Below are 23,223 nucleotides of genomic sequence, written 5' to 3' on the forward strand. Positions count from 1 at the left end.
GGTGACGATCGGTCAAGCCTGGTGCGCGTTCCGGTGATTGCTGCCCCGCACCCTTGCGGAGGACGATCCTACGTTTCCTGCCCGGGGGCGCAGCAAGGGTCTCACGAGGACGCATGCGCCGGAGTGCGGTCCCAGTCCCGTGGCAGTGACGGTACCGTCCACGACGGGTCCGGGCGCCAGTTCTCCCACCCGTCGGCGAACGGCGGCCCCCAGGACTCGATCACCGTCACCGCGGCCCGTCCGGCCTCCCGCACCCTCCCGGCCAGCGCGGAGTCGACCAGACCGTCCCGCCGGGCCTGCGCGAACTCGTCCTCGTCCAGCCAGGACCAGTTCCGGTCCGGGCGCACGGAGATGTCCAGGAAGTGATCCTCGGAGTCCACCCCGCCCGCCCAGCGGGCCAGCGGCTCCTCCAGGTTCACGTACCAGTTCTTGAACCGCCAGCCCGGCTCCCAGAACAGCCACACCGACCAGGGATCGCCGGGCCGGGCCAGCTTCAGCACGCCGGTGCCCAGCCAGCGGCCCCGCCCCACCGTGCGCGGCTTGGTGTACCGGGTGCCCAGCGGCTCCCGGTGCACCGGCGTGCCGTCGGCGAGCACCGGCTTCACGCACTCGGTACCGGGCGCCATCCACACCGCGAGCAGTTCCGGGTCGTCGCGCACGACCGTGACGGGGCGCGCGATGTGGATGCGCGCGCCGCCGTTCTCCCGGTACCGCCACAGGATCTGTGCCCCGGGCGCCCAGTGTCCGGCCGTCCCGCCCGCTTCCTCTTCTGCGCGCATCGTCGCTCCGCCCTCCGCCATGGCCAGATAGTAGGCGCCCCGGCCCTACGACGCCGTGGCGCCCCGTCACGGTTCACACCCGGTGCGCGAGGTTTCACGGGCGCGTCATGCGCAGGACGTCCAGCGCCTCGTCGAGCTGTTCGACGGTGAGGTCGCCGCGCTCGACGTAGCCGCCCTCCAGGACCACCTGCCGGATGGTCTTCCGCTCGGCCAGGGACTTCTTGGCGACCTTGGCGGCCTCCTCGTAGCCGAGGTACTTGTTGAGCGGGGTGACCACGGACGGCGAGGACTCGGCGTACTCCCGGGCGCGTTCCCGGTGCGCGACGATCCCGTCGACGGTGCGGTCGGCGAGCAGCCGGGAGACGCCTGCGAGCAGCCGCACCGACTCCAGCACGTTCTTCGCGATGACCGGCAGCATGACGTTGAGCTCGAAGTTGCCGGAGGCGCCGGCCGCGGCGACGGTCGCGTCGTTGCCGGTGACCTGCGCGCACACCATGAGCACGGCCTCCGGGATCACCGGGTTGACCTTGCCGGGCATGATCGAGGAGCCGGGCTGGAGATCGGGCAGACCGATCTCGGCGAGGCCGGTGCGCGGTCCCGACGCCATCCACCGCAGGTCGTTCGCGATCTTCGTCAGCCCGACGGCGACGGTGCGCAGCTGCCCGCTGGTCTCCACGACGCCGTCCCGGGCGCCCTGCGCCTCGAAGTGGTCGCGCGCCTCGGTCAGCGGCAGCCCGGTCGCGCGGGCGACCTCCTCGATGACGGCGGCGGCGAACCCCGGCGGGGTGTTGATGCCGGTGCCGACGGCGGTCCCGCCCAGCGGCAGCTCGGCCAGGCGCGGCAGGGAGGCGTTCAGCCGCTCGATCCCGTACCGCATCTGGGCCGCGTACCCGCCGAACTCCTGGCCCAGCGTCACCGGGGTGGCGTCCATCAGGTGGGTCCGTCCGGACTTCACCACGTCGGCGAACTCCTCGGCCTTGCGCTCCAGGGACGCGGCGAGGTGGTCGAGGGCCGGAATCAGGTCGCGGGTGACGGCGGCGGTCGCGGCGATGTGGAGGGACGACGGGAAGACGTCGTTGGACGACTGCGAGGCGTTGACGTGGTCGTTGGGGTGCACGTCCCGCCCCAGCCGTTCGGTGGCGAGCGTGGCGATGACCTCGTTGGCGTTCATGTTGGAGGAGGTCCCGGAGCCCGTCTGGAACACGTCGACGGGGAAGTGCTCGTCCCACCGGCCCTCGGCGACCTCGCCGGCCGCCTCCTGGATCGCCTCGGCGACGTCCTCGTCCAGCACCCCGAGCCGGGCGTTCACCTTGGCAGCGGCGCCCTTGATCCGGGCCAGGGCCTCGATGTGGGCGCGCTCCAGGCGCTGCCCGGAGACCGGGAAGTTCTCCACGGCGCGCTGGGTCTGCGCGCGCCACTTGGCGTCGGCCGGTACCCTCACCTCCCCCATGGAGTCGTGCTCGACGCGGTAGTGCCGGTCGTCGTCCGTGGTCGTCATCGTCGTACCTCCGAGCATGCACAGCAGCCGTGTCCGACGAGCGTATTCCCGGACGGCCGCCGCCCCACCGCAGGAGGAGCGCGGCGGGGCGGCGGTCCCGTGGGGGGAGGTCAGCCGTTCTGGAGGGTGACGTCGTCCAGGAGGAAGCCGGTCTGCAGGCTGCGGTCCTCGCCGGCGGTGAAGGTCAGGGTCACCGTCTGCCCGGCGTACGCCGACAGGTCGACCGACCGCTGCACGTAGCCGCTGCCGGCGTTGGCGTTGGACAGGGTGGCGAGCGTGGTGCCGCCGGCCTTGACGGTGAATTTGTCGTAGGCGGTCGAGCCGGACTCGTCGGTGTCGATATGCAGCCAGTAGGTCAGCGACGCCGTCGAGCACCCGGCCGGCACGGTCACCGTCTGGCTGAGCGACTCGGTGCTCGTGGTCCCGTTCCCCCCGAGCCAGGCGAACCGGCTCCCGCTGTGGGCCGACTGGCCCGAGTGGGCGCCGATGGCCCCGGTGGTCCCGGTCCACGGCGAGGTGCCGCTCTCGAACCCGCCGTTCACGACCGCTCCGGCGGTGTCGCAGTCGCCGCCGGTGCCGCTGTCCACGGCCCGCTGCCAGATCGTGTACGCGATGCCGTCGGACGCGCGGTCCAGTCCGGTGGTGTTGATGTTGGTGAGGGTGTCGCAGGAGGAGTGGTAGCAGGGGTCGTACGCCCTGCTCGCCGTGCCGCCCCACTTGGCGGCCTGCGCGGAGGTCTTCCGCGCGCTGGCGCCCATCGCGTAGCCGGAGGTGGGGATGGAGTACTGCTCGAAGGAGTAGTCGTCGCTGCGCCCCGCGCCCTCGGTGTTCTCCTCCGGCTGGAGGCCCAGCGAGTCCCAGTACGCCTTCATCGGCGCGGCGGCCGAGGAGGTGATGTGGTTGATGAAGTAGCCGCCGTTGGTGGAGGCGATCATGTCGAAGTTGTAGTACGCCTTGATCCTCGCGCGCTCGGTCGACGACAGCGAACGCACGTAGAAGTCAGACCCGTTGAGGCCCTGCTCCTCGTCGGTCCACCAGGCGAAGCGGACCCGGTTGCGCATGGCCGGGTTCTGCTGGGCCAGCGTCAGGGCGTTCTCGAGCAGGGCGGCCGAGCCGGAGCCGTTGTCGTTCATGCCGGGCCCGGCCGAGACGCCGTCGAGGTGGGCGCCGAACATGTACACGTTGCCGGCGTCGCCCTTCGGCCACTCGGCGATCAGGTTGGGCCCGGCCCCGCTGGTGCAGCCGGAGGTGCACGGCTGCTCGGTGACGGTGTACCCGGCGGCCTGCAGCTTGCCCTTCACGTAGGCGACGGAGTCGCGGTAGCCCTGGGTGGTGGACCGGCGGTTCCCGCCGTTCCGTCCGGCGATGGCGCTGAGTTCGCTCAGGTGCGCCCTCACCTTGGTCACGTCGACGTCGGGCGCGGCGACGGCGGTGTTCGCGGCGGGCGCGGAGTCGGTGGCCGCGGCGGGGAGTGTGCCGCAGCCGAGCACGACAGCGAGCGAGAAGCCCGCCACGGCGAATCTTCGTTTCACCTTGTCTCCTCCGGGAGGTGGCTGTGGGGTGAGCCACACAGGATTGACATGGCATGAGCATGTCGGAGTGGCGAGAAGACTCACAGGGTTGGTCGGGCCCGTCAACGGAAAGGGTGAAGTCGGGGCTTGATTGTCCGAAAGAAGCACACGGGATCCGCTATGCGGACGGCGGTGATCCGCTCCAGCGCCCCCGAAGGGTCGGGAACGGGAAGGGGCGGTGGGGCGAGAAAACCTCGCCCCACCGCCCCTTCCCGCGGAACTACGCCAGTCCGGGCCCCCGCACCGGAATCGACGTGAACGTCGGCTGCTGCGGCGAAGGATCCTGGAAGAAGTCATTCCCCTTGTCGTCGACGACGATGAACGCGGGGAAGTCCTCCACCTCGATCCTCCACACCGCCTCCATCCCGAGCTCCTCGTACTCGACGACCTCGACCTTCTTGATGCAGTCCTGCGCGAGCCGGGCCGCCGGCCCGCCGATGGACCCCAGGTAGAACCCGCCGTGCGCGTCACACGCGTCGGTGACCTGCTTCGACCGGTTCCCCTTCGCCAGCATCACCTTGGACCCGCCGGCGGCCTGGAACTGCTCCACGTACGAGTCCATGCGCCCGGCCGTCGTCGGTCCGAACGATCCCGACGCGTACCCCTCCGGCGTCTTCGCGGGCCCCGCGTAGTAGACCGGGTGGTCCTTCAGGTACTGCGGCATCCCCTCGCCCGCGTCCAGCCGCTCCTTGATCTTCGCGTGCGCGATGTCCCGCGCCACGACCAGCGGCCCGGTCAGCGAGAGCCGGGTCTTGACCGGGTACTTGGTCAGCTCGGCCAGGATGTCGTCCATCGGCTGGTTGAGGTCGATCCTGACGACGTCGCCCGACTCCTCGAGCTGCTCGTCGGTCGTCTCCGGCAGGAACCGCGCCGGGTCGGTCTCCAGCTGCTCCAGGAACACGCCCTCGGCGGTGATCTTCGCGACGGCCTGCCGGTCCGCCGAACACGACACCGCGATCGCGACCGGGCACGACGCCCCGTGCCGGGGCAGCCGCACCACCCGCACGTCGTGGCAGAAGTACTTGCCCCCGAACTGCGCCCCGATCCCGATCCTCTGCGTCAGCTCGAAGACCTTCTCCTCCAGCTCCTTGTCCCGGAAGCCGTGCCCGAGCGCCGACCCCTCGGTGGGGATCTCGTCCAGGTAGTGCGCGGAGGCGTACTTCGCGGTCTTCAGCGCGTACTCGGCCGACGTGCCGCCGACGACGATCGCCAGGTGGTACGGCGGACAGGCGGCCGTGCCCAGCGAACGGATCTTCTCCTCCAGGAACTTCATCATGGAGGTCTCGTTCAGGACGGCCTTGGTCTCCTGGTAGAGGAACGACTTGTTGGCCGACCCGCCGCCCTTGGCCATGAACAGGAACTTGTACGCGCCGCCGTCCGTCGCGTACAGCTCGATCTGCGCGGGGAGGTTGGAGCCGGTGTTCTTCTCCTCCCACATGGTGAGCGGAGCCATCTGCGAGTAGCGCAGGTTCAGGTTCTTGTAGGCGTCGTAGATGCCCTTGCTCAGGGCCTCCTCGTCGCGCCCGGACGTCAGCACGTTCTGCCCGCGCTTGCCCATGACGATCGCCGTACCGGTGTCCTGGCACATCGGCAGCACGCCCGCCGCCGCGATGTTCGCGTTCTTCAGCAGGTCCAGGGCCACGAACTTGTCGTTGGCCGACGCCTCGGGGTCGTCGATGATGCGGCGCAGCTGCGCCAGGTGGGCCGGGCGCAGATAGTGCTGGATGTCGTGGACGGCCTCCTCGGCGAGCTTGCGCAGCGCCTCCGGCTCCACCTTGAGGAACGTCCGTCCGTCGGCCTCGAAGGTGGAGACACCTTCGGAGGTCACCAGCCGGTAGGGGGTGGTGTCCTCTCCCATGGGGAGCAGATCGGCGTACTCGAACTCAGGCATCTCGCCCATTCCTCACTCGACAGACGGCCGCCCGCCGACGTTGGCGGGCGCTCACCAGCGTAGGACCTGCTCCTCACGGCGAACCTGTGAGGTTGTCCTCAGTCGTCCCCGTCGGGGGGTGGTCGCGATCTATCGCGTTTCGGTACGCTGCCGCCGTGGACCTTCAGAAGCACGCCCAACAGCCGGACACGGCACCGCGGACGGCCGAGCTGCGCGCCTCCGACGCCGACCGGGACCGTACCGCCGGCCTCCTGCGCGAGGCCCTCGCCGAGGGCCGCCTCACCCCCGACGAGCACGCGGAGCGCGTCGAGGGCGTGCTGGCCGCCAAGACGGTCGGGGAGCTGGAGGCGTTCGTCCGGGACCTGCCGGCGGCCCACCAGCGGCGCGCGGCGCACGCCTCCGCCCCCAGCCGCCCCACCACCGGCGCCATCCCGGTGGACCCCGACGACAACGTGGTCGCGGTGTTCGGCGCCGCCACCCGCAAGGGCCGCTGGCGCACCGGGCGCCGCATCCACGCGTACGCGATCTTCGGCAGCGTCGAGATCGACCTCAGCGAGGCGCTGTTCGACCACCAGCAGGTCATGATCAAGTCGTTCGCCGTCTTCGGCAGCGTCGAGATCCGCGTCCCGGAGAACGTGTCGCTGCGCGGCATGGGCGGCGGCGTGCTCGGCTCCTTCGAGGTGGCCACGCTCGACGCGACCGACGCCGAGGCCCCGGTGGTCTACGTGGACGGCTGGGCGGTGCTGGGCTCCGTCGAGGCGCGGCCCAAGCGCGGCAAGCTCGTGGCGGACATCCTCGACCGGGTGCAGCGCAAGGTCGACCGGAGCACGCGCAGACACCTGGGGCACTGACGCGCGGTCCGGAACTCAGTGCATAGGCGCGCGCACAACGGGTAAGCCTTGCTGCATCGTGTCTCGCTCGCGAAGCCGTCGTCAGGAGTAGACCGTGCTGCAACCGCCGCATTCGTCCCTGCAGATAGCCGCTGTCCCGGCCCAGCGAGCGGCAGCGCGGGACAGGGACCAGGACGCCCCCTGGCATACCGAGGCGGTGTGCCGGCGCGACGAGGCGGGGCTGTTCTTCGCACCCTCCAAGGAACCCACCGCCGCCCGGCTCTCCCGCGAGGAGGCGGCCAAGCGCGTCTGCGCCCGCTGCCCGGTGATGGTCGAGTGCCGCGAGCACGCCCTGCTCCAGCCCGAGCCCTACGGCGTCTGGGGCGGCCTCACCGCCGCCGAACGCCGAGTGGTCCTGGCCCGCCGCAGGCGCCGCGAAATGGAACTGAAGAAGACCTCCCGCCCGGGCCGCATCGCGGCAGCGGGCTGACACCCACGCGCAAAGGAAAAGAGCGCCCCCTCCGCACAGGGGGCGCCTTTTCACGCCGGGCGGGTCGACCCGCCCAGGGGTGTGGGGCTGTGACATGTGCGGCTCCGCCGCGTGGGCGCTCCCTTCGCACGGGGGCGCCTTTTCACGCCGGGCAGGTCGACCCACCCAGGGGCGCGGGGAACTGCGCGACCAGCCCCCACGCACCCGCACTCGCCCACGCGCCGCGCCGCAGGCACAACGCACTCGCCCACGCGCCGCGCCGCAGCCCCCGTACCGAAGTGACGTTTCACTTGCCCCGGTCGAAGTCGATCGCGCTGTAAGCCCGCAGCTTGCTGAGCCGGTGCTCGGAGTCGATCCTCCGGACCGTCCCCGACCTGGACCGCATCACGATGGAATCGGTCGTGGCCGTCTCCGACCGGTACCGCACTCCGCGCAGCAGCTCGCCGTCGGTGATCCCCGTCGCCACGAAGAACACGTTGTCCCCGGTGACCAGGTCCTCCGTGGTCAGCACCCGGTCCAGATCGTGCCCGGCGTCGACCGCCCGCTGCCGCTCCTCGTCGTCCTTGGGCCACAGCTTGCCCTGGATCGTCCCGCCCAGGCACTTCACCGCGCAGGCCGAGATGATGCCCTCGGGGGTGCCGCCCACCCCGAGCAGCAGGTCGATGCCCGTGCCCTCGCGCAGCGCGAGGATCGAGCCGGCCACGTCGCCGTCGGAGATCAGCTTGATGCGCGCCCCGGTCTCCCGGATCTCCTTGATGATGCCCTCGTGCCGCGGCCGGTCGAGGATCACCACGGTGACGTCCTCGGGGGTGGCCCGCTTGGCCTTGGCGACCCGGCGGATGTTCACGTTCACCGGCGCGTTGATGTCGACGAAGTCGGCGGCCTCGGGGCCGGTGACCAGCTTGTCCATGTAGAACACGGCCGACGGGTCGAACATCGAGCCGCGCTCGGCGGCGGCCAGCACCGCGATGGCGTTCGTCATGCCCTTGGCGGTCAGCGTCGTGCCGTCGATCGGGTCGACGGCGATGTCGCACTCCGGGCCGGTCCCGTCACCCACGCGCTCCCCGTTGAAGAGCATCGGGGCCTCGTCCTTCTCGCCCTCGCCGATGACGACGACGCCGTTCATCGAGACGGTGGAGACGAGGGTGCGCATGGCGCGCACCGCGGCGCCGTCGGCGCCGTTCTTGTCGCCGCGCCCTACCCAGCGGCCGGCCGCCATGGCCGCGGCCTCGGTGACCCGCACGAGCTCCAGGGCGAGGTTGCGGTCGGGGGCTTCGGACGGGACATCGAGCTCGGACGGCAGGTGATGGTGTTCGGTCATCGGAGCGCACCTTTCTGTACGACGACGGCCGGATGAGGGTGTGGGACACGACTCTATCGCCAGTACGACAAAATGAGCAGGGCCCCCCACGGATGAGCGCACCGGGCACCTGCGACGATAGGGGCGTGGCAGGAACGAGCAGTGTGCAGAAAACGGCCCGGGACATGATCCTTTCCCTGGCGGTCATCATGCTCGTCGCGGGAGTGGTCTGGCTGTTCATCCCGCACGAGGACGGTGAGCCCGACATCAAGCGGGTCGACTACCGGGTCGACCTGCTCACGGCCCGCCGGGCCGCCTCCTACCCCGTGGCCGCGCCGGAGGGCCTGCCGGAGGCGTGGAAGCCCACCTCCGTCCGCTACCGGGGCACCGAGTCCGAGGCCTGGCACCTCGGCTTCCACGCGCCCGACGGGGAGTACGTGGCGGTCGAGCAGTCCGCGGGCAAGCGGTCGGCGTTCATCGAGGACACGACGCAGGGCGCCGTGAAGACGGAGACCACGCAGCGGATCGACGGCGAGACCTGGACGCGCTACGAGGGCGACCACTACGACGCGCTGGTGCTGGAGGGCACCGAGGGCTCGACCACCGTCGTGACCGGCACGGCGTCGTTCGGGCAGCTGACGAAGATGGCCGGGTCGCTGCGCACGGAGTGAGCGGAACCCACAGGGGGCGGGGCCCTGCCGGATCGGCCGATCCGGCAGGGCCCCGCCCCCTGTGGTCCGTGCCGATGCGGCTCAGACGGTGGTGACGACCTGCTCGTACTCCAGGCGAGGGGAGCGCGGGAACCACGCGTCCGGTCCGGGGCGGCCGATGTTGACGACCATCAGCGGGGTGTGGTCGTCGTCCAGGAACTCCTTGCGGAGGCCCTCGAAGTCGAGGCCGGTCATCGGGCCGGCGGCCAGGCCCGCGGCGCGTACGCCGATGATGAAGTAGGCGGCCTGGAGGGCGGCATTCAGCGCGGCGGCGCTCTCCCGCACCGGGCGCTCGCCGAAGAAGACGTCCTTGGCCTGCGGGAAGTGCGGGAGCAGGGCGGGGAGCTCCTCGTGGAACTCGTTGTCCGCGGACAGGATGGCGACCAGCGGGGCGGCGGCCGTCTTGGCCCGGTTGCCCTCCGCCAGGTGGTGGACGAGGCGCTCACGGGCCTCGGGGGAGCGGACCAGGGTGATGCGCAGGGGGTTCTGGTTGAAGGCGGTGGGGCCGTACTTGACCAGGTCGTGGATCGCCCGCACCTGCTCGTCGGTCACCGGCTCGTCGGTGAACGTGTTGGCGGTGCGCGCCTCGCGGAACAGCAGGTCCTGGGCGGCGGGGTCGAGGGCGAGAGACATGCGTGAACCTTCTCGGGGGTACGTCGGCCCGTATTTCCGTGTATGAAGCACGGACCTTTTGGCGGGTCCGACCGTACGCCCTTGATGTTCAATGTTCAATTAAATGTGGAGCTCGGTGATCCACTTCACTGATCGGCCTCCCCGGCGTCCTCCGCCCCGTTCTCCTCCGCGAGCGCCGCGTCCAGCCGGGCCCGCGCCCCGTCCAGCCGGCGCCGGCACACCCTGGCCAGCTCCTCGCCCCGCTCCCAGAGCGCGAGGGACTCCTCCAGCGTCGTGCCGCCCGTCTCCAGCCGTCGTACGACCTCGATCAGTTCGTCCCGCGCCTGCTCGTACCCGAGCGCCTCGGCCGCTGCCGTCTGCTCCGTCTTGCTGGTCATCCGCCCACCCTAAACATCGACTCGGACAGTGAACTCGCCCTCGGACACCCGCGCCCGCAACACCTCGCCGGCCTCCACCCCGGCCGGATCCCGCACCGCGTGCCCGTCCGCCCGCTGGAGCACGGCGTACCCGCGCTTCAGGGTCGCGGCGGGGGACAGGGCCACCACGCGCGCGTGCGTGTGCGTCAGCTCGGAGTCGGCCCGGTCCAGCCGGTGCCGCAGCGAGCGCCGGACCCGCTCCAGCAGCGCCGTGACCTCCTCCGCGCGCGCGTCGACCATCCGGTGCGGATCCTGCACCGAGGGCCGGGCCAGCGCGTGCGCCAGCCCGCGCTCCTCCCGGTCCAGCAGCGCCTGGACGCAGCGCCGCGCCCGGTCGCGCAGCATCCGTACCCGCTCGTGCTCCTCGCCCACGTCCGGCACCACCTTCTTGGCGGCGTCGGTCGGCGTGGAGGCACGCAGGTCGGCCACGTGGTCGAGCAGCGGGTTGTCCGGCTCGTGCCCGATCGCGGAGACGACCGGCGTACGGCACGCCGCCACCGTCCGCACCAGCTGCTCGTCGGAGAACGGCAGCAGGTCCTCCACACTGCCGCCGCCCCGCGCCACGATGATCACGTCCACGTCGTCGACCGCGTCCAGCTCCTTCACGGCCTGGACCACCTGCGGCACCGCGTGCACCCCCTGCACGGGCACATTGCGCACCTCGAAGCGGACGGCGGGCCACCGGTGCCGGGCGTTCTCCAGCACGTCCCGCTCGGCCGCCGAGGCCCGCCCGCACACCAGCCCGATCAGCCGCGGCAGGAACGGCAGCGGCTTCTTCCGCTCCGGTGCGAACAGGCCCTCCCGTGCGAGGGACTTCTTCAGCTGCTCGAGGCGCGCCAGCAGCTCCCCGACCCCGACCGGCTTGATCTCGGCGGCCCGCAGCGACAGCTGCCCGCGCGGCGCGTACCACTCCGGCTTGCAGTGCACCACCACCCGCGCGCCCTCGCTCACCACGTCCGCGACCGCGTCGAACACCTGCCGGTAGCAGGTCACGCCCACGGAGACGTCGTACGACGGGTCGCGCAGCGTCAGGAACACCACCCCGGCGCCCGGCCGCCGCGACAGCTGGGTGATCTGCCCCTCGACCCACACCGCGCCGAGCCGGTCGATCCACCCCCCGATCAGCCGCGACACCTCACCGACGGGCAGCGGCGCTTCCGCAGACGTGTTGAGAGCCATGTCCGCGAGAGTAGTGCGCCCCACCGACAACGCACCGTGACCGGGCCTCCGCGCGCGGCCTTACGATGGGACGCATGACCGCTTCGCCTGGCCGCCGTGTCCTGCTCGCCGCCCCCCGGGGCTACTGCGCGGGAGTGGACCGCGCCGTGATCGCCGTCGAGAAGGCCCTGGAGCAGTACGGGGCCCCCGTCTACGTCCGGCACGAGATCGTGCACAACAAATACGTCGTGCAGACCCTGGAGAAGAAGGGCGCGATCTTCGTCGAACGGACGGAGGAGGTCCCGCCGGGCAACATCGTCATGTTCTCCGCGCACGGCGTCGCCCCGGTCGTCCACGAGGAGGCCGAGCGCGGCCGGCTCGCCACCATCGACGCCACCTGCCCGCTGGTCACCAAGGTCCACAAGGAAGCCGTCCGCTTCGCGAACGACGACTACGACATCCTGCTGATCGGCCACGAGGGCCACGAGGAGGTCATCGGCACCTCCGGCGAGGCCCCCGACCACATCCAGCTCGTCGACGGGCCCGACGACGTGGCCAAGGTCGAGGTCCGCGACCCCTCCAGGGTCGTCTGGCTCTCCCAGACCACCCTCTCCGTCGACGAGACCATGGAGACCGTCGACGCCCTCAAGGAGAAGTTCCCCCAGCTGATCTCCCCGCCCAGCGACGACATCTGCTACGCCACGCAGAACCGCCAGCTCGCGGTCAAGCAGATGGGCGCCGAGGCGGACCTGGTGATCGTGGTCGGCTCGCGCAACTCCTCCAACTCCAAGCGGCTGGTGGAGGTCGCCAAGCTGGCCGGCGCCCGTGCGGCGTACCTGGTGGACTTCGCCGACGAGATCGACGAGGCCTGGCTGGAGGGCGTGAGCACGGTCGGCGTCACCTCGGGCGCCTCGGTGCCGGAGGTCCTGGTCGAGCAGGTGCTGGAATGGCTGTCGGGGCGCGGCTTCGAGGACGTCGAGATCGTCAAGGCCGCCGAGGAGTCCATCACCTTCTCGCTGCCCAAGGAGCTCCGCCGCGACCTGCGCGAGGAGGCGGCGGCCCTGGTGGCCGAGCGCGGCGGCTCCGGGGCGTGATCCGCGCGGTGACGGTGGAGCGGGTGTGACGGCCGAGGAGGCCGGATCCGTGACGTCGCGTCCCACGTCGTAACGTGGGGCCATGCAGATCTTCGGCGTGGACATCGGCGGTTCCGGGATCAAGGGCGCCCCGGTCGACCTGGACAAGGGGGACCTGGCGCAGGAGCGCTGCAAGGTCCTCACCCCGCACCCGGCCACACCCGACGCGGTGGCCGACGGCGTGAAGCAGGTCGTCGACCACTTCGGCTGGACCGGACCGGTCGGGGTCACCTTCCCGGGTGTCGTCACCGGCGGCACCACGATCCGTACGGCTGCCAACGTCGACAAGAGCTGGATCGACACCGACGCGCGCGTGCTGCTCGGCGACCGTCTGGGCGGCCTGCCGGTGACGGTGGTGAACGACGCGGACGCGGCCGGCGTCGCCGAGATGCACTTCGGCGCCGGACGCCACCGCCGGGGCACGGTGATCCTGCTGACCTTCGGCACCGGCATCGGCAGCGCCCTGTTCGTGGACGGCGTCCTCGTCCCCAACAGCGAGCTGGGCCATCTGGAGCTGCACGGCCACGAGGCGGAGAAGCGGGCCTCCAGCAAGGCCAGGGAGGACCACGACCTGTCGTGGGAGGACTGGGCGCACCGGGTGCAGAAGTACCTGGCCCACGTCGAGATGCTGTTCTCGCCCGAGCTGTTCATCATCGGCGGCGGCGTCAGCCGCAAGTCCCACAAGTTCCTGGACCGCATCCAGGGCATCAAGGCGGAGATCGTCCCCGCCCAGCTGCAGAACAACGCCGGCATCGTGGGCGCGGCGATGCGGGCGGCGACGGGCGCCTAGGACCTACGGCCGGGCGGGACGGTTCCGCGCGGTGCGCCGGTTGGCCGCGCGCACCCGGCGCGTCCTGCGGACGAGCACGATCAGACCCGCGACCAGCGTCCCGCCGTAGAGCCACCCGGCCTGGGTGGCGAGGCCCGTCACCATGCCCATCAGCCGGTCGCCGGTGCCGCCGCCGCCCTCGTCGGCGAGCGGGACCAGCCCCACGGCGAACGCGATCGGCACCACGACGGGCGCGACGAGCAGGTCCCCCTCGCGCACCCACAGCGCGGTCAGCGCGCACACCGGCGGGAAGAGCACGCCGTACACGGTCTGCGAAGCCCCGAACAGCGCCTCGGTCAGCAGACCGAGGACGAGCATCGTCAGCCCGCAGAACAGGACCGAGCCCAGACCGGTGAGCCGCGGGTTGGGCAGCCGCCGGACCGCGGGCGGGGAACCGGGCCGGCCCTCCGGCACCCGGGCGGGCCGGGCGGACCGCGTGGCCCCGCCCCCCGCCGCCCGTCCCGCCTGCGAAGGCAGCGGCGGCTTGGCCGGTCCGGCCGGGCTGTCACGTCGCGGTCCGTACCGTCCGTACCGTCCGTACCGCGCGGGTCGCGTCCTGTGTTGCTCCACTGAACCAACGTAGGTCGTTTTATGTGCCGAACGGCCCCTGAGACACGCCGGGGATCGGAGTCCGGCCGGACGTTCGACTGTGTCGCCGGGGTGCGGGCGGGCACGCCGTAGACTGGTGGATCGGCCCACGCAGCCCCGTCGGCCGGTCCTCGTCCCCATCCTCACGTACGGGAAGTCGCAACGTGTCGCTCACGATCGGAATCGTCGGTCTGCCGAATGTCGGCAAGTCGACCCTGTTCAACGCCCTGACCAAGAACGACGTGCTGGCGGCCAACTACCCGTTCGCCACGATCGAGCCGAACGTCGGCGTCGTCGGCGTCCCCGACCCCCGGCTGACCAAGCTGGCCGAGATCTTCGGCTCCCAGCGGGTCCTTCCGGCCACGGTCGACTTCGTCGACATCGCCGGCATCGTGCGCGGCGCGTCGGAGGGCGAGGGCCTCGGCAACAAGTTCCTCGCGAACATCCGTGAGTCCGACGCGATCTGCCAGGTCATCCGTGCCTTCAAGGACGAGAACGTCGTGCACGTCGACGGCAAGGTCTCGCCCAAGGACGACATCGAGACGATCAACACCGAGCTGATCCTCGCCGACCTCCAGACCATCGAGAAGGTCCTTCCCCGCCTCCAGAAGGAGTCGCGGATCAAGAAGGACATCGGGCCCAAGGTCAAGGCGGTCGAGGAGGCCAAGGAGATCCTGGAGAAGGGCGACACCCTCTTCGCCCACGGCATCGTCCAGGGCACCGAGCGCAACGAGCTCCTCCACGACCTGCACCTCCTCACGACCAAGCCCTTCCTCTACGTCTTCAACGTCGACGAGGACGAGCTGACCGACGAGGCCTTCAAGGACGAGCAGCGCGCCCTGGTCGCCCCCGCCGAGGCGATCTTCCTCAACGCCAAGCTGGAGGCGGACCTCGCCGAGCTCGACGAGGACGAGGCCCTCGAACTCCTCCAGTCCGTCGGCCAGGACGAGCCCGGCCTCGCCACCCTCGCCCACGTCGGCTTCCGCACCCTCGGCCTGCAGACCTACCTCACGGCCGGCCCGAAGGAATCCCGCGCCTGGACCATCAAGAAGGGCGCCACCGCCCCCGAGGCCGCCGGTGTCATCCACACCGACTTCCAGAAGGGCTTCATCAAGGCGGAGGTCATCTCCTTCCACGACCTGGTCGAGACCGGCTCGGTCACCGAGGCCCGCGCCAAGGGCAAGGCCCGCATGGAGGGCAAGGAGTACGTCATGCAGGACGGCGACGTGGTGGAGTTCCGCTTCAACGTGTAGCGGGTACTCCATCCCACATCGATGACCTGGAAACGTACAGGTCATACAGGTCATGAGGGAGGGGCCCTGCCTTTCCAGGTCGGGCCCCCGGCTGGTTCCCGCGCTTGCCCAGGTCCATGGACAGGAAGGGGGCTTTCCTGCCGCGGTGTGCGGTGAAGGGAAGCCACGGAGAGCCGACCGCCTACCGGATCAGCCCTCGTACTCGCCGTCCTCGTCCCCTGCGCGAGGTGCGGCGGGCCGGCGCCGGCTGTGCGCGGTGTCGCGGAAATGCGGAGGTGTCGTGTCGCTCTCGTTCGTCTCCCGCCGGCCTTGGCTCCGTTCGCCCGTGTCGGCATCCGGGTCCGCGGCCGCGTTAGTGAACGGCGAACCCCCGGGGTCCGGGAAGCGCGGCGACCAGGGTCCCGTGTGGTCTCCTTCACTCGAAGGCCCGTCTCCCGGTCCCTCGTCGTCGCCCTCGTCGGGCACCGGGAGAAAAGTCTGCCTGATCTCCTCGGCGGCCTCGTCCAGCCCTTCCTCTTCCAGGATCCGCACCACACGATGCACAAGCACCGTGTGCCCGTCCGTGTCCGGCTTCAGGCCTGCTGCCACTAGCAACAGGCGCAGCCGATCCGCGACCCCCACTTCCTCCTCGGGGTCGAACACCCCTCCCTCCTGGCCGTGTCCGTCCCACGATGGGCCCCCGACGGTCGCCTCGCTCCGCGCGCCCACGTGCGGTACGAGCAGGTGACGGAAGAGCTCGGGCACCTCCTCGTCATTGGCCGCCGCCGCGATCTGGGCGAGCGGGCCGATCATGCCGACCGCCTTCTCGATCTCGTTCTCGTGGCGGGCGAGCCACCACACCACCGCGCTGCCCGCGCTCTTGAGTACGTCATCACCGAGGTAGCGTCGCTTGTTGCGCTCGTGCTGACGCTCGTACTCCCAGACCACCTCGTCCTTGCGAAGGTCGCTCAGCTTCCTCAGGCGTTCGCGGTCGGCGGGGGCGAGGGTCAGCGTCACATCGGCCGCGAGAGCCTTCACCCGTCCGCTCCGGTCGGGGAGCGGGGCGCTCAGCTCCCCCTCCAGGAGGTACCGCGCGAAGCTCACCCGGCCGGGCTCCTCGTGGCGGACGACCTCCAGGGCCCGGCTGACGACCGAGGACACGGCGAGGGCGGGGGAAGCGCCGTCTGACCGGCCGGCGTGGTCGTCGGGGACCGGCCTCCACCACACAGTGGCGGAGAAGAGGAAGTCGTAGCCGTCTGCCCCGCTCGGCAGCGCCGCGTCGATCACCCGCGTCTCCTGGTACGGCTGCTCCGTCGGTGCCGCGGGCGGCACGGGTTCCCTGGGTTCGTACGGGCCTGCCGACGCACGGCCACCGCTGAAGACCGTCATCACGAGCAGCAGGGATCCCGAGGTCGTGACCATGGACATGAAGCCCCACAGCCATGGCGACCAGTGCAGGAGGTTTCCGAGCACAGCCGGTGTGAGGCCGCAGAGAGCGACGAACAACAGGCTGGGAAAGCGGTGTCTCATCGTTCCTCTTCCGTGGTCCGTGGTCTGGTACCCGCACGCTCCGTGTTCTCCGTGCGGGTGTATTGCGCGTGGTCGATGTGCTGCCAGAAGAGGGTGGCGACGCCCGCCCGGGACGGGTGGTGCGCGGACCCCGCCCAGCCGCAGGCGATGACGTAGAGGCGGTGGAGAGCGGCCGTGCGGCCGTGCGTTGCCCCGACCATCACGCCCAGCGCCATTTCCCGTGTGCTGTCGCCCGCCGCGGCGCTCAGCCAGCTGCTCACCAACAAGTTCCAGAGCCTCGTCGGCGGCTGGGAGAACACCGTCTCCCAGCCCAGGAACAGGTCCGGCCACGGCGGCGGGTCCGGTGCCCGGTCGCTCCTCAGCAGCTCCGCTAGCAGGCGGAGATGAAGCTCCGCATTGCGCGGCCCCCGACGCGTCCGGTCCCGCAGACGGTCGATTAGCAGCCGGTAGAGCCGGCGATCGCGGCCGGCGAAGCCGAGAAGTGCCTCCCGGGCCTCGCGTGCCGCCTCCCCCTTCCGTACGGCGAGGTAGTGAAGCCGTACCATCGCCTGATCCGGGTGCGTCGCGCCGAGGCTCTGCAGGCAGGCGACGGTCAGGACGCGGGCGAGACCGTCCGACAAGGAGCCGGAACTCACGCACCTGTAAATCCGCTTGCGGAACCATCCTCCGAACCTCTCGTGACTGAGGCCGAGTTCGAGGGCCGCCACGGCTCGCGGTTCGCAGGACGCCCCGGTCGCACTGTCCGCCCAGCGGACCGCAAGGTCGAAGAGGTGGTCGGGCCGCCCGACGGCCAGAGACCGCTCACTGAAGCGGACGATGACGTTCACCCGGTCGTCGGTGGTCAGACCGCGCAGCCCGGCGGCATGGCCGATCCAATCCCTGAGATCGTCGCGTACTCCGGGGAAGTTCGCCCAGAAGTACGTCCGTACCGCGTCGGCATAGGCCAGCCGCTCGAAGTGGAGCCGTCCGTCCGGGTCCCGCTCGATTCCGAGCCCCGCCAACCGCTCCCCGAAATCCGTCCGCGCGAGCTCGGTCGTCGCCTCCTCCTCGTGCCTCACCGTCCTCATAAGGTCGTGCCACGCCTCGTAGACGATGTCAGCGCCGGACTCCTCGAACATTGCCGTCGCGAGCAGCAGGGCACGCTCGGGCGCAGTACGGACCGAGACCACCTGTCGGCCCACCTCACCGGCGCGGTCGGTCACCGCGTGCATCGCCTGGTCGAGCCATCCCGCGAAGTCGGCGCCGAACCGGTCACTGTCACGAGCGGCCCTCACCAGCCCCGCGAACCGCGCCAGTTCCCGCATGGGGGAGCGGTCGCACAGGCGCTGAAGTCCGGAGCCCTCCAGGTCTGCGGGGCGGAAGGCCATCCGGTCCATGCGGAGGTACCGGGTGACGACGGCGACGCCCCGGGGGCGCCCCAGTGTCACCGTGTGCGGTTCGAGGCCCGGCGCATGGGCGTGCTCCATGCCCGAGGGCAGGACGACGACCATGTGGGCCCCCGCATCCTGGACCTGTGACCGGCGCACGGCCAGGTGGCGCTGGGCCTTGGCGTACGCCTCTTCGTCGGCGATCCCGGACAGGTCGAGGAGGAAGCGGTCCCCCTCACCGGGAGCGAGGGGGTTCTCGTCCTTGCCCATGACGGGAAGCTCCTCGAACCGGACTCCCTCCTCTTCGGCGCCCCCGTCCTCACCGACCCCGTGCAGCAGCATGATCGCCGCGGCGCGGCGGCCGCTGCCGGGCGGAGCCTTCAGCAGCACCACCGATCCGGGCTTCTCCAGGCGGTCGGAGGCGACGCGGTAGCTCCGCGGCGGAACGAATCGGTCGGCCAGGCGCATCCGGTCCTCGCGGGCGATCCGGAGGGACTCGACCCCTTTTCGGATCATCCAGTCCGTGCCGACGCCGTAGAAGACGTACTGGTGCCCCTCGCCGTTGTTCACCGGGGCGCGCGGATCGTTGACGGTGACGCGGTCCCGTCCGGTCATCGTCCGTCGTCCGAGCGTCGGCGCTCACGCTCGAAGCGCTGGTGGACCGTACCGCTGTTGTCGCCCGCCGTGAACTGGACCCCGGTGTTGTCGCCCTGGAAGTGGGGAGCGTTGTACTGGTGGCCCCGACCGGTATTCACGGGACCCTGCGGCTCGTTGACGAAGGTGCCCAGGTCACCGTTGAGGTTTCCGATGCCGCCGCGGACGCGCTGCTCGACGTCACGCGTCCGCATCCTGGTATGTCCGGCGGCCCGGTCCGACTTCTTGCGGGAATTCGCCTCCGCTCGCTCCCGCGCCGCACGGGCGTCGCGGTCCTCGTCGCCCAGCTCCGGCAGCAGCCGGGCGAGGGTGTCGCCGAGCGACGTCAGGTCCGACTCGGCGTTGCGGTGGTCGAACCGCCTGTACTGGCAGTCTGCCAGTTCTCGCAGGTCTTCCGGGAGGACGGAGGGGTTGATCCGTGTGGCCTTTCCGACGAGCACGGGGATCACCAGGATCCCGCGGTCGAGCGCGGTCTGGATCTCACGACGGGTCCAGTCCTGCTCGGCTTCGAGGGCGGGGCGGCCGTCGGCCCCCTGTACCTCCGCCCAACGCGGGCCGATCACGGCGAGAAGTGCCTGGCACTCCTCCATAGCCCTGATCAGTTCCACCGGGAAACGGCGCCCGGCCTCGATCGAGTTGCTGGCGAAGAAGATCCGCTCGTCGCCGAACCGGCGGGAGAGCTCTCGCGCGATCATGGTCGCGGCGTTTTCCACGTCACCTGTGCGGTAGTTGACGAAGACATCAGGCATGAAGGTTCCCTTCGTGAGAGGAGGGCGGAGGCGCATGGGTATGGGCGCGAGGGCTGCAGACCGGGCTCCGGGACTCTGGCTCATCCGGGGTACGAGGCGCCCGACCGCCCGACCGCCCGACCGCCCGACCGCCCGACCGCCCGACCGCGTGACGGCACGGTGCGTCCACGGAAGGGCGTACGGATGGAGGTGCGCCGTCCGGCGCTTCACTGGTCGCGGGTAGCCCGAGGAAGGCGGAGCACGGAGCGAGCGTCGGGCGGGGATCAGAAGGTCCCGTCGGGATCGCGGGATCCGGAGGGCCGACCGGGCAGTCCGGCGAGCCGGACGGCTCGAGGAGCCGGCGTCGGTCCTGGAAGCGGTCTCAGTCGTGCGCGGGGGCGAGTACCCGTGCCAGCGCCGGTTGCAGATCGTGTACGGCCCGGCTGCTCCGGAACCGGGAGAGTTCCCGCGCGAGACGCCGGACGTCGCTGTTCACCGTCGCCGAGGATACGACCGGCATCATCCCCAGGAACTCCCCGGCGATCGTGCACGCGTGCTCGGCATCTCCGGAGGCGGCGTGGGCCAAAGCCCTGCGGAAGCCGTACCGGGCGCGGGTGCGCAGCGCGTGCGCTGGAAGGCGGCGGCACTCCCGGTCGAGGACCTCGGCGGCGGCCTTGGGGCGACCGAGGTCGTAGAGGCACCAGCCGGTCGTCATTGCCGCCGGATCGCTCACGTGGGTGGTGCCGATCACAGGCTCGGCGCCGCTGCGGGCGTCGTCGCTGCCGAGCAGTTCCCGCGCCCTGTCGAGACTGCGGAGGCAGTCGTGTTCGTTGCCGATGAGCGCGTGTCCCTGCGCCTCCCGCTGGGCCGCGAGTCCCCGGATACGCGGCGGGAGCTCGCTGCTCTGGGCCCGCTGGGCCAAGGCGACGGTGCCTGCGGCGTCCCCGTTGTAGAGCGTGACAAGGGCGCGCCGCACAAGCGCGTAGGAACCGAGGTGCGGATCGCCTCCGGCGTGCGCCAGTTCGACGGCCTCACCTGTCCAGCCGAGGGCCGCGCCGCTGTCCCCGGCCTCCTGGGCCATCCAGCCGCTGAACTCCGCGAATCGCGACGCGAGCAGGAACCCGCGGGCACGAGTGGCGGACGGGGCGCCGGCGGCCAGCCCGGTGACCGTGCGCGTCTGCGTCTCCAGCAGGGGAAGCAGGGCCTTCGGCGCGGTGGACTGGCCGAGCTTTCGCAGTTGGTCGAACTGCGCGCGGAAGGAGGGGAGGAGGGGGTCGGCGGCAGCGGGCGCCTGACTGCCGAGTTTCAGGCCGAGGTCGATCAGCGCCCCCGTACCCGCCGAGAGGACCGCTCGACGCCCGACGAGCCAGAGGTTCGTGGCGGCGGGGGTTTCGGTGGTGTCCGAGTCGCTCTCGGGGCGGACGGCCAGGCGCTGCAGCTCACCGTTCGCGCCGAGGAAGGCGTCGCACCGCCGGGCCAGTTCGGGGGATGCGGAACGTTCCCCGCGCTCGACCTTGCTGAGGTGCCCCTTGTCGTAGTTGAGAGCTGCGGAGAACTCGGTCAGAGTCAGCCCGGCTTCCTGCCGTAAACGGCGAAGTTCCGGGCCGAAACGTAAAGGTGTGCTCATCGTTAGCCTCCCCTTGAACAATGATCGTGAGAGTTGTGTGCTTCTGCAGGGAACTTCCGTTCGATATTCGCTGGCCGATACGAAGGCTGACGACGAACACCCGTTGTGACCGCGGCGTTTCGCTTCGCATCCGAGGGCGAGTCTGGCACGAGGCGCGCCTCAAGAATCGGGGTTCGGCGTGGTTGCCCGTTGCCTCTTCTGTCGGGCTGCAGAGGGTGGCAGCGGGGGAGCGGCCCGGTCGGTGCGTGATGTTGAGCGGGCGGTGCCGGGTGGGCAAGTCACGGCTGGTCGAACAGCTTGCAAAGCGGTCTGGAGCCCCGTTCTTGTTTTACGCGGCAACCTGCGTGTCCCCTGGAGATGACCTCGGACGGTTCGCCTCGGGACGCCCAGCGTCGAAGCTGCTGATGGTGCGGCTCGTGGCCGCCACGCGGCCGGAGAGCTGGGATGCCGCGTTCGACAGCGCGGGAGGCCCGCGTACATCCTCGTCACGTAGCTCTTGACCACATGGCCGTAGCCGACCTCCTCGGGGTGCTGGGGCGGCATCGGTCACCTCTCCGGGTGCAGGTCGGTACGGTCGATCCAGGTGGGGGCGACGAAGATGTTGTCGCCGGTGGGGGCTTCGGAGGCTTCCAGCAGGGACCAGGTGCGGGACTCTTCGATCAGGTGCTCCCAGGGCGCGGTCCAGTCAAGTTCCCAGTCCAGGCCGGTGTCGGAGATGCCGTAGGTGCGGCCGGCGTCCACCCGCCAGAACCGGGAGTAGAGGATCACCTGGGCGTGGTCGGCCAGGTCGTTGATGATCTCGGTGAAGTGGGCCGAGGGCCAGCCAGGGGCGTCGTCTGCCACGGTGGCGCGTAGGCGCGCGGTGAGCGGCGGGACGACAGGGGTGCGGGCGCTGAGTTCGGTCAGGGCCCAGCGGATGCCGCCCGGCTCGGTCCAGTCCGGTGGGGTCGCCCGTTCCAGGCAGGCGCGGTAGGCGCGGCGCAGGGGCTCGACGGCTCCATCAATCTCCAGGCTCGCCAGGGCCGTCGCCGCCCATTCGCGGACGGTCGGGTTGTCGCTGTCCAGCAGGCCGATGAGAGCGGGGCCGCAACGGGGATCGCCCACCTCCTCGAAGACCTCGATGGCGGTCAGCTGACCGAAGCCGCCGAGGGAAAGCAGGCCGTCGATGACGGCGGGTAGGGCGTCGGCGCCGATCCAGATCAGCTCCGCGCGGGCGTCGTAGGACTCGTCTGCCTTGCCGTCGAGCTGCTGGACGAGTGTCTCGATGTGGGAGGTCATGACACCGGCTGGTCGCGGCGCCAGAAGGTGGGCAGCCACCAGCAGAGCACCGAGGAGTCCGCCGGCCACGGGGCCCAATCCTCCGCTCCCCAGACCTCGAAGGAGTCTCGCGTGACGTCGATCAGGCGCCAGGCCGGGTCGAGCGGTTCGTCCGCTGCCGGGGGCCGAACGAACCGTCGGCCGTGCTGGTCGCAGGCGCCGAAGTCCTGGTAATTGCGCTGGGCCTCAATCAAGGAGACCTTGTTCGCCCCGCCATCCATGGTCGGCCACCGGAACTGGATGGCGTCATCCTCCCAGAAGCGGACGGGGCAGATGGCGTATGAGCCGGGCATCTCGTCCAGGACGAGATGCCCGCAGCAAGGGCAGGGGTAGCGACGGCTCACCCGCGCAGTCTCATTGACCTGCTGTCGCCGGCGCCATGTATTTCCAGGCCAGTGGCGACTCGCCAGTCCGCAGCCAGTCCGCAGGACACTCGTAAATGGTTGTCGGGAGCCAACGCATGCCAACGATAAAATCCTAGGTCAGAGCCCTGGAGGGGGCTCCGCCGCAGGTTAGGATCTGGCCTCAGACATTCCGCTTCAACGTCTGACCTCATCGTCAGAGGCGGCCTGACCTGTGAGAACGCTGGTCAGGCCGCTGTGCTGTCCGCAACAGTCCACAGAACGGTTCGACCTGGCCCGCCTGCATCCTGCATTCGGACCGCGGCAGCGGACCCGAACTCAACCGGCCGTCGCGACACCGGGGTCGTAGTCGATGGTGGATGTTCGGTCGGTCTCCTCTACGTTCGCATGGTGCACGGCGCGCAGGGGCGCCATGGCCGTGGTACGGCCCCGTTTCACGCTCACCGTGCCGCCATCGAGGCGCAGGCTGCCGCTCCTGCCCCTCTCGTGGGCTCGTCTTCGTCGTTCCCGTGGAGGCTCGGCGTCGAGTCGGTGGTGAATGCTGACGCATTGACGTAATATTTGCGTCAACATAGAGTGG

At 70.5% G+C, this 23,223-nt stretch carries 22 protein-coding genes; 6 read left to right on the top strand and 16 right to left on the bottom strand.

Annotated elements, in window-relative coordinates; all coding sequences use genetic code 11:
* Window positions 1–101: 101 nt before the first annotated feature.
* From fomD to ADK41_RS04775, 4 genes are all read right to left on the bottom strand, one after another.
* Entirely contained in the window at window positions 102–800 is a 699-nt protein-coding gene (fomD, locus tag ADK41_RS04760; protein WP_051843306.1) for a cytidylyl-2-hydroxypropylphosphonate hydrolase, read from the bottom strand.
* A gap of 73 nt (window positions 801–873) precedes the next feature.
* The gene (locus ADK41_RS04765) at window positions 874–2,277 is read right to left on the bottom strand and encodes a class II fumarate hydratase (protein ID WP_030830538.1); all 1,404 of its coding nucleotides are present in this window, start codon (window positions 2,275–2,277) and stop codon (window positions 874–876) included.
* A 110-nt stretch (window positions 2,278–2,387) separates the two neighbouring features.
* Window positions 2,388–3,809 (bottom strand): M28 family peptidase, encoded by a 1,422-nt coding sequence (locus tag ADK41_RS04770; RefSeq protein WP_037804653.1) that lies wholly within the window; start codon window positions 3,807–3,809, stop codon window positions 2,388–2,390.
* 259 nt (window positions 3,810–4,068) lie between these two features.
* On the bottom strand, window positions 4,069–5,748 hold the full coding sequence (locus ADK41_RS04775) for a fumarate hydratase (protein ID WP_030830543.1): 1,680 nt from the start codon (window positions 5,746–5,748) through the stop codon (window positions 4,069–4,071).
* A 146-nt stretch (window positions 5,749–5,894) separates the two neighbouring features.
* On the opposite strand from ADK41_RS04775, the gene ADK41_RS04780 reads away from it, so the two are divergent.
* Complete coding sequence (locus ADK41_RS04780; protein ID WP_030830547.1) at window positions 5,895–6,590, top strand: DUF1707 SHOCT-like domain-containing protein; 696 nt, start codon at window positions 5,895–5,897, stop codon at window positions 6,588–6,590.
* Window positions 6,591–6,684: 94 nt separating this feature from the next.
* The gene (locus ADK41_RS04785) at window positions 6,685–7,059 is read left to right on the top strand and encodes a WhiB family transcriptional regulator (protein WP_078662048.1); all 375 of its coding nucleotides are present in this window, start codon (window positions 6,685–6,687) and stop codon (window positions 7,057–7,059) included.
* Between the two features lie 286 nt (window positions 7,060–7,345).
* Here ADK41_RS04785 and glpX read toward each other — a convergent pair whose 3' ends face one another.
* Window positions 7,346–8,380, bottom strand: coding sequence for a class II fructose-bisphosphatase (gene glpX / locus ADK41_RS04790; RefSeq protein ID WP_030830553.1), 1,035 nt, complete (start codon window positions 8,378–8,380; stop codon window positions 7,346–7,348).
* 125 nt (window positions 8,381–8,505) lie between these two features.
* Between glpX and ADK41_RS04795 the strand changes: the two genes are divergently transcribed.
* The gene (locus tag ADK41_RS04795) at window positions 8,506–9,030 is read left to right on the top strand and encodes a DUF4245 domain-containing protein (RefSeq protein WP_199821845.1); all 525 of its coding nucleotides are present in this window, start codon (window positions 8,506–8,508) and stop codon (window positions 9,028–9,030) included.
* Between the two features lie 81 nt (window positions 9,031–9,111).
* On the opposite strand, the gene ADK41_RS04800 is transcribed toward ADK41_RS04795, so the two are convergent.
* The 3 genes from ADK41_RS04800 to xseA form a co-directional block, all read right to left on the bottom strand.
* Window positions 9,112–9,702, bottom strand: coding sequence for a malonic semialdehyde reductase (locus ADK41_RS04800; RefSeq protein ID WP_053635517.1), 591 nt, complete (start codon window positions 9,700–9,702; stop codon window positions 9,112–9,114).
* Window positions 9,703–9,827: 125 nt separating this feature from the next.
* A complete protein-coding gene (locus ADK41_RS04805) occupies window positions 9,828–10,079 on the bottom strand; it encodes an exodeoxyribonuclease VII small subunit (RefSeq protein ID WP_030830566.1) in 252 nt (83 codons plus the stop codon).
* A gap of 9 nt (window positions 10,080–10,088) precedes the next feature.
* Window positions 10,089–11,297 carry an exodeoxyribonuclease VII large subunit gene (gene xseA, locus ADK41_RS04810; RefSeq protein ID WP_030830568.1) on the bottom strand — a complete coding sequence of 403 codons (1,209 nt, stop codon included), beginning with the start codon at window positions 11,295–11,297 and terminating at the stop codon, window positions 10,089–10,091.
* Window positions 11,298–11,362: 65 nt separating this feature from the next.
* Between xseA and ADK41_RS04815 the strand changes: the two genes are divergently transcribed.
* Window positions 11,363–12,370: a 4-hydroxy-3-methylbut-2-enyl diphosphate reductase gene (locus tag ADK41_RS04815; RefSeq protein WP_078662050.1), complete on the top strand. Its 1,008-nt coding sequence runs from the start codon at window positions 11,363–11,365 to the stop codon at window positions 12,368–12,370.
* A gap of 82 nt (window positions 12,371–12,452) precedes the next feature.
* Entirely contained in the window at window positions 12,453–13,199 is a 747-nt protein-coding gene (gene ppgK / locus ADK41_RS04820; protein ID WP_030830573.1) for a polyphosphate--glucose phosphotransferase, read from the top strand.
* Window positions 13,200–13,202: 3 nt separating this feature from the next.
* On the opposite strand, the gene ADK41_RS04825 is transcribed toward ppgK, so the two are convergent.
* The gene (locus ADK41_RS04825) at window positions 13,203–13,808 is read right to left on the bottom strand and encodes a DUF6542 domain-containing protein (RefSeq protein WP_199822399.1); all 606 of its coding nucleotides are present in this window, start codon (window positions 13,806–13,808) and stop codon (window positions 13,203–13,205) included.
* A 182-nt stretch (window positions 13,809–13,990) separates the two neighbouring features.
* On the opposite strand from ADK41_RS04825, the gene ychF reads away from it, so the two are divergent.
* Window positions 13,991–15,079 carry a redox-regulated ATPase YchF gene (gene ychF, locus ADK41_RS04830; protein ID WP_030830578.1) on the top strand — a complete coding sequence of 363 codons (1,089 nt, stop codon included), beginning with the start codon at window positions 13,991–13,993 and terminating at the stop codon, window positions 15,077–15,079.
* 189 nt (window positions 15,080–15,268) lie between these two features.
* On the opposite strand, the gene ADK41_RS04835 is transcribed toward ychF, so the two are convergent.
* The 7 genes from ADK41_RS04835 to ADK41_RS43840 form a co-directional block, all read right to left on the bottom strand.
* Window positions 15,269–16,531: a hypothetical protein gene (locus tag ADK41_RS04835; protein WP_432422508.1), complete on the bottom strand. Its 1,263-nt coding sequence runs from the start codon at window positions 16,529–16,531 to the stop codon at window positions 15,269–15,271.
* 53 nt (window positions 16,532–16,584) lie between these two features.
* A complete protein-coding gene (locus ADK41_RS04840) occupies window positions 16,585–18,570 on the bottom strand; it encodes a hypothetical protein (RefSeq protein ID WP_030830583.1) in 1,986 nt (661 codons plus the stop codon).
* The gene (locus ADK41_RS04845) at window positions 18,567–19,358 is read right to left on the bottom strand and encodes a toll/interleukin-1 receptor domain-containing protein (protein WP_030830586.1); all 792 of its coding nucleotides are present in this window, start codon (window positions 19,356–19,358) and stop codon (window positions 18,567–18,569) included. Before ADK41_RS04845 ends, ADK41_RS04840 begins: the two co-directional genes overlap by 4 nt.
* Before the next feature lie 361 nt (window positions 19,359–19,719).
* Entirely contained in the window at window positions 19,720–20,964 is a 1,245-nt protein-coding gene (locus ADK41_RS04850; protein ID WP_030830589.1) for a helix-turn-helix domain-containing protein, read from the bottom strand.
* Window positions 20,965–21,510: 546 nt separating this feature from the next.
* Window positions 21,511–22,242: a HEAT repeat domain-containing protein gene (locus ADK41_RS04855; RefSeq protein ID WP_030830592.1), complete on the bottom strand. Its 732-nt coding sequence runs from the start codon at window positions 22,240–22,242 to the stop codon at window positions 21,511–21,513.
* Entirely contained in the window at window positions 22,239–22,625 is a 387-nt protein-coding gene (locus ADK41_RS04860) for a CPCC family cysteine-rich protein (RefSeq protein WP_030830594.1), read from the bottom strand. Before ADK41_RS04860 ends, ADK41_RS04855 begins: the two co-directional genes overlap by 4 nt.
* Window positions 22,626–22,961: 336 nt before the next feature.
* Window positions 22,962–23,087 carry a hypothetical protein gene (locus ADK41_RS43840; protein WP_267883151.1) on the bottom strand — a complete coding sequence of 42 codons (126 nt, stop codon included), beginning with the start codon at window positions 23,085–23,087 and terminating at the stop codon, window positions 22,962–22,964.
* Window positions 23,088–23,223: the final 136 nt, after the last annotated feature.

Origin of the sequence: Streptomyces caelestis, from assembly GCF_001279005.1 — a bacterium.
Taxonomy (GTDB): Bacteria; Actinomycetota; Actinomycetes; order Streptomycetales; family Streptomycetaceae; genus Streptomyces; species Streptomyces heliomycini.

What these genes read in the sequence shown, in the direction of transcription:
- fomD (WP_051843306.1), bottom strand. Translation starts at nt 800, where the DNA reads ATGGCGGAGGGCGGAGCGACGATGCGCGCAGAAGAGGAAGCGGGCGGG.
- ADK41_RS04765 (WP_030830538.1), bottom strand. Translation starts at nt 2,277, where the DNA reads ATGACGACCACGGACGACGACCGGCACTACCGCGTCGAGCACGACTCC.
- ADK41_RS04775 (WP_030830543.1), bottom strand. Translation starts at nt 5,748, where the DNA reads ATGGGCGAGATGCCTGAGTTCGAGTACGCCGATCTGCTCCCCATGGGA.
- glpX (WP_030830553.1), bottom strand. Translation starts at nt 8,380, where the DNA reads ATGACCGAACACCATCACCTGCCGTCCGAGCTCGATGTCCCGTCCGAA.
- ADK41_RS04800 (WP_053635517.1), bottom strand. Translation starts at nt 9,702, where the DNA reads ATGTCTCTCGCCCTCGACCCCGCCGCCCAGGACCTGCTGTTCCGCGAG.
- ADK41_RS04805 (WP_030830566.1), bottom strand. Translation starts at nt 10,079, where the DNA reads ATGACCAGCAAGACGGAGCAGACGGCAGCGGCCGAGGCGCTCGGGTAC.
- xseA (WP_030830568.1), bottom strand. Translation starts at nt 11,297, where the DNA reads ATGGCTCTCAACACGTCTGCGGAAGCGCCGCTGCCCGTCGGTGAGGTG.
- ADK41_RS04815 (WP_078662050.1), top strand. Translation starts at nt 11,363, where the DNA reads ATGGGACGCATGACCGCTTCGCCTGGCCGCCGTGTCCTGCTCGCCGCC.
- ppgK (WP_030830573.1), top strand. Translation starts at nt 12,453, where the DNA reads ATGCAGATCTTCGGCGTGGACATCGGCGGTTCCGGGATCAAGGGCGCC.
- ADK41_RS04840 (WP_030830583.1), bottom strand. Translation starts at nt 18,570, where the DNA reads ATGACCGGACGGGACCGCGTCACCGTCAACGATCCGCGCGCCCCGGTG.
- ADK41_RS04845 (WP_030830586.1), bottom strand. Translation starts at nt 19,358, where the DNA reads ATGCCTGATGTCTTCGTCAACTACCGCACAGGTGACGTGGAAAACGCC.
- ADK41_RS04850 (WP_030830589.1), bottom strand. Translation starts at nt 20,964, where the DNA reads ATGAGCACACCTTTACGTTTCGGCCCGGAACTTCGCCGTTTACGGCAG.
- ADK41_RS04855 (WP_030830592.1), bottom strand. Translation starts at nt 22,242, where the DNA reads ATGACCTCCCACATCGAGACACTCGTCCAGCAGCTCGACGGCAAGGCA.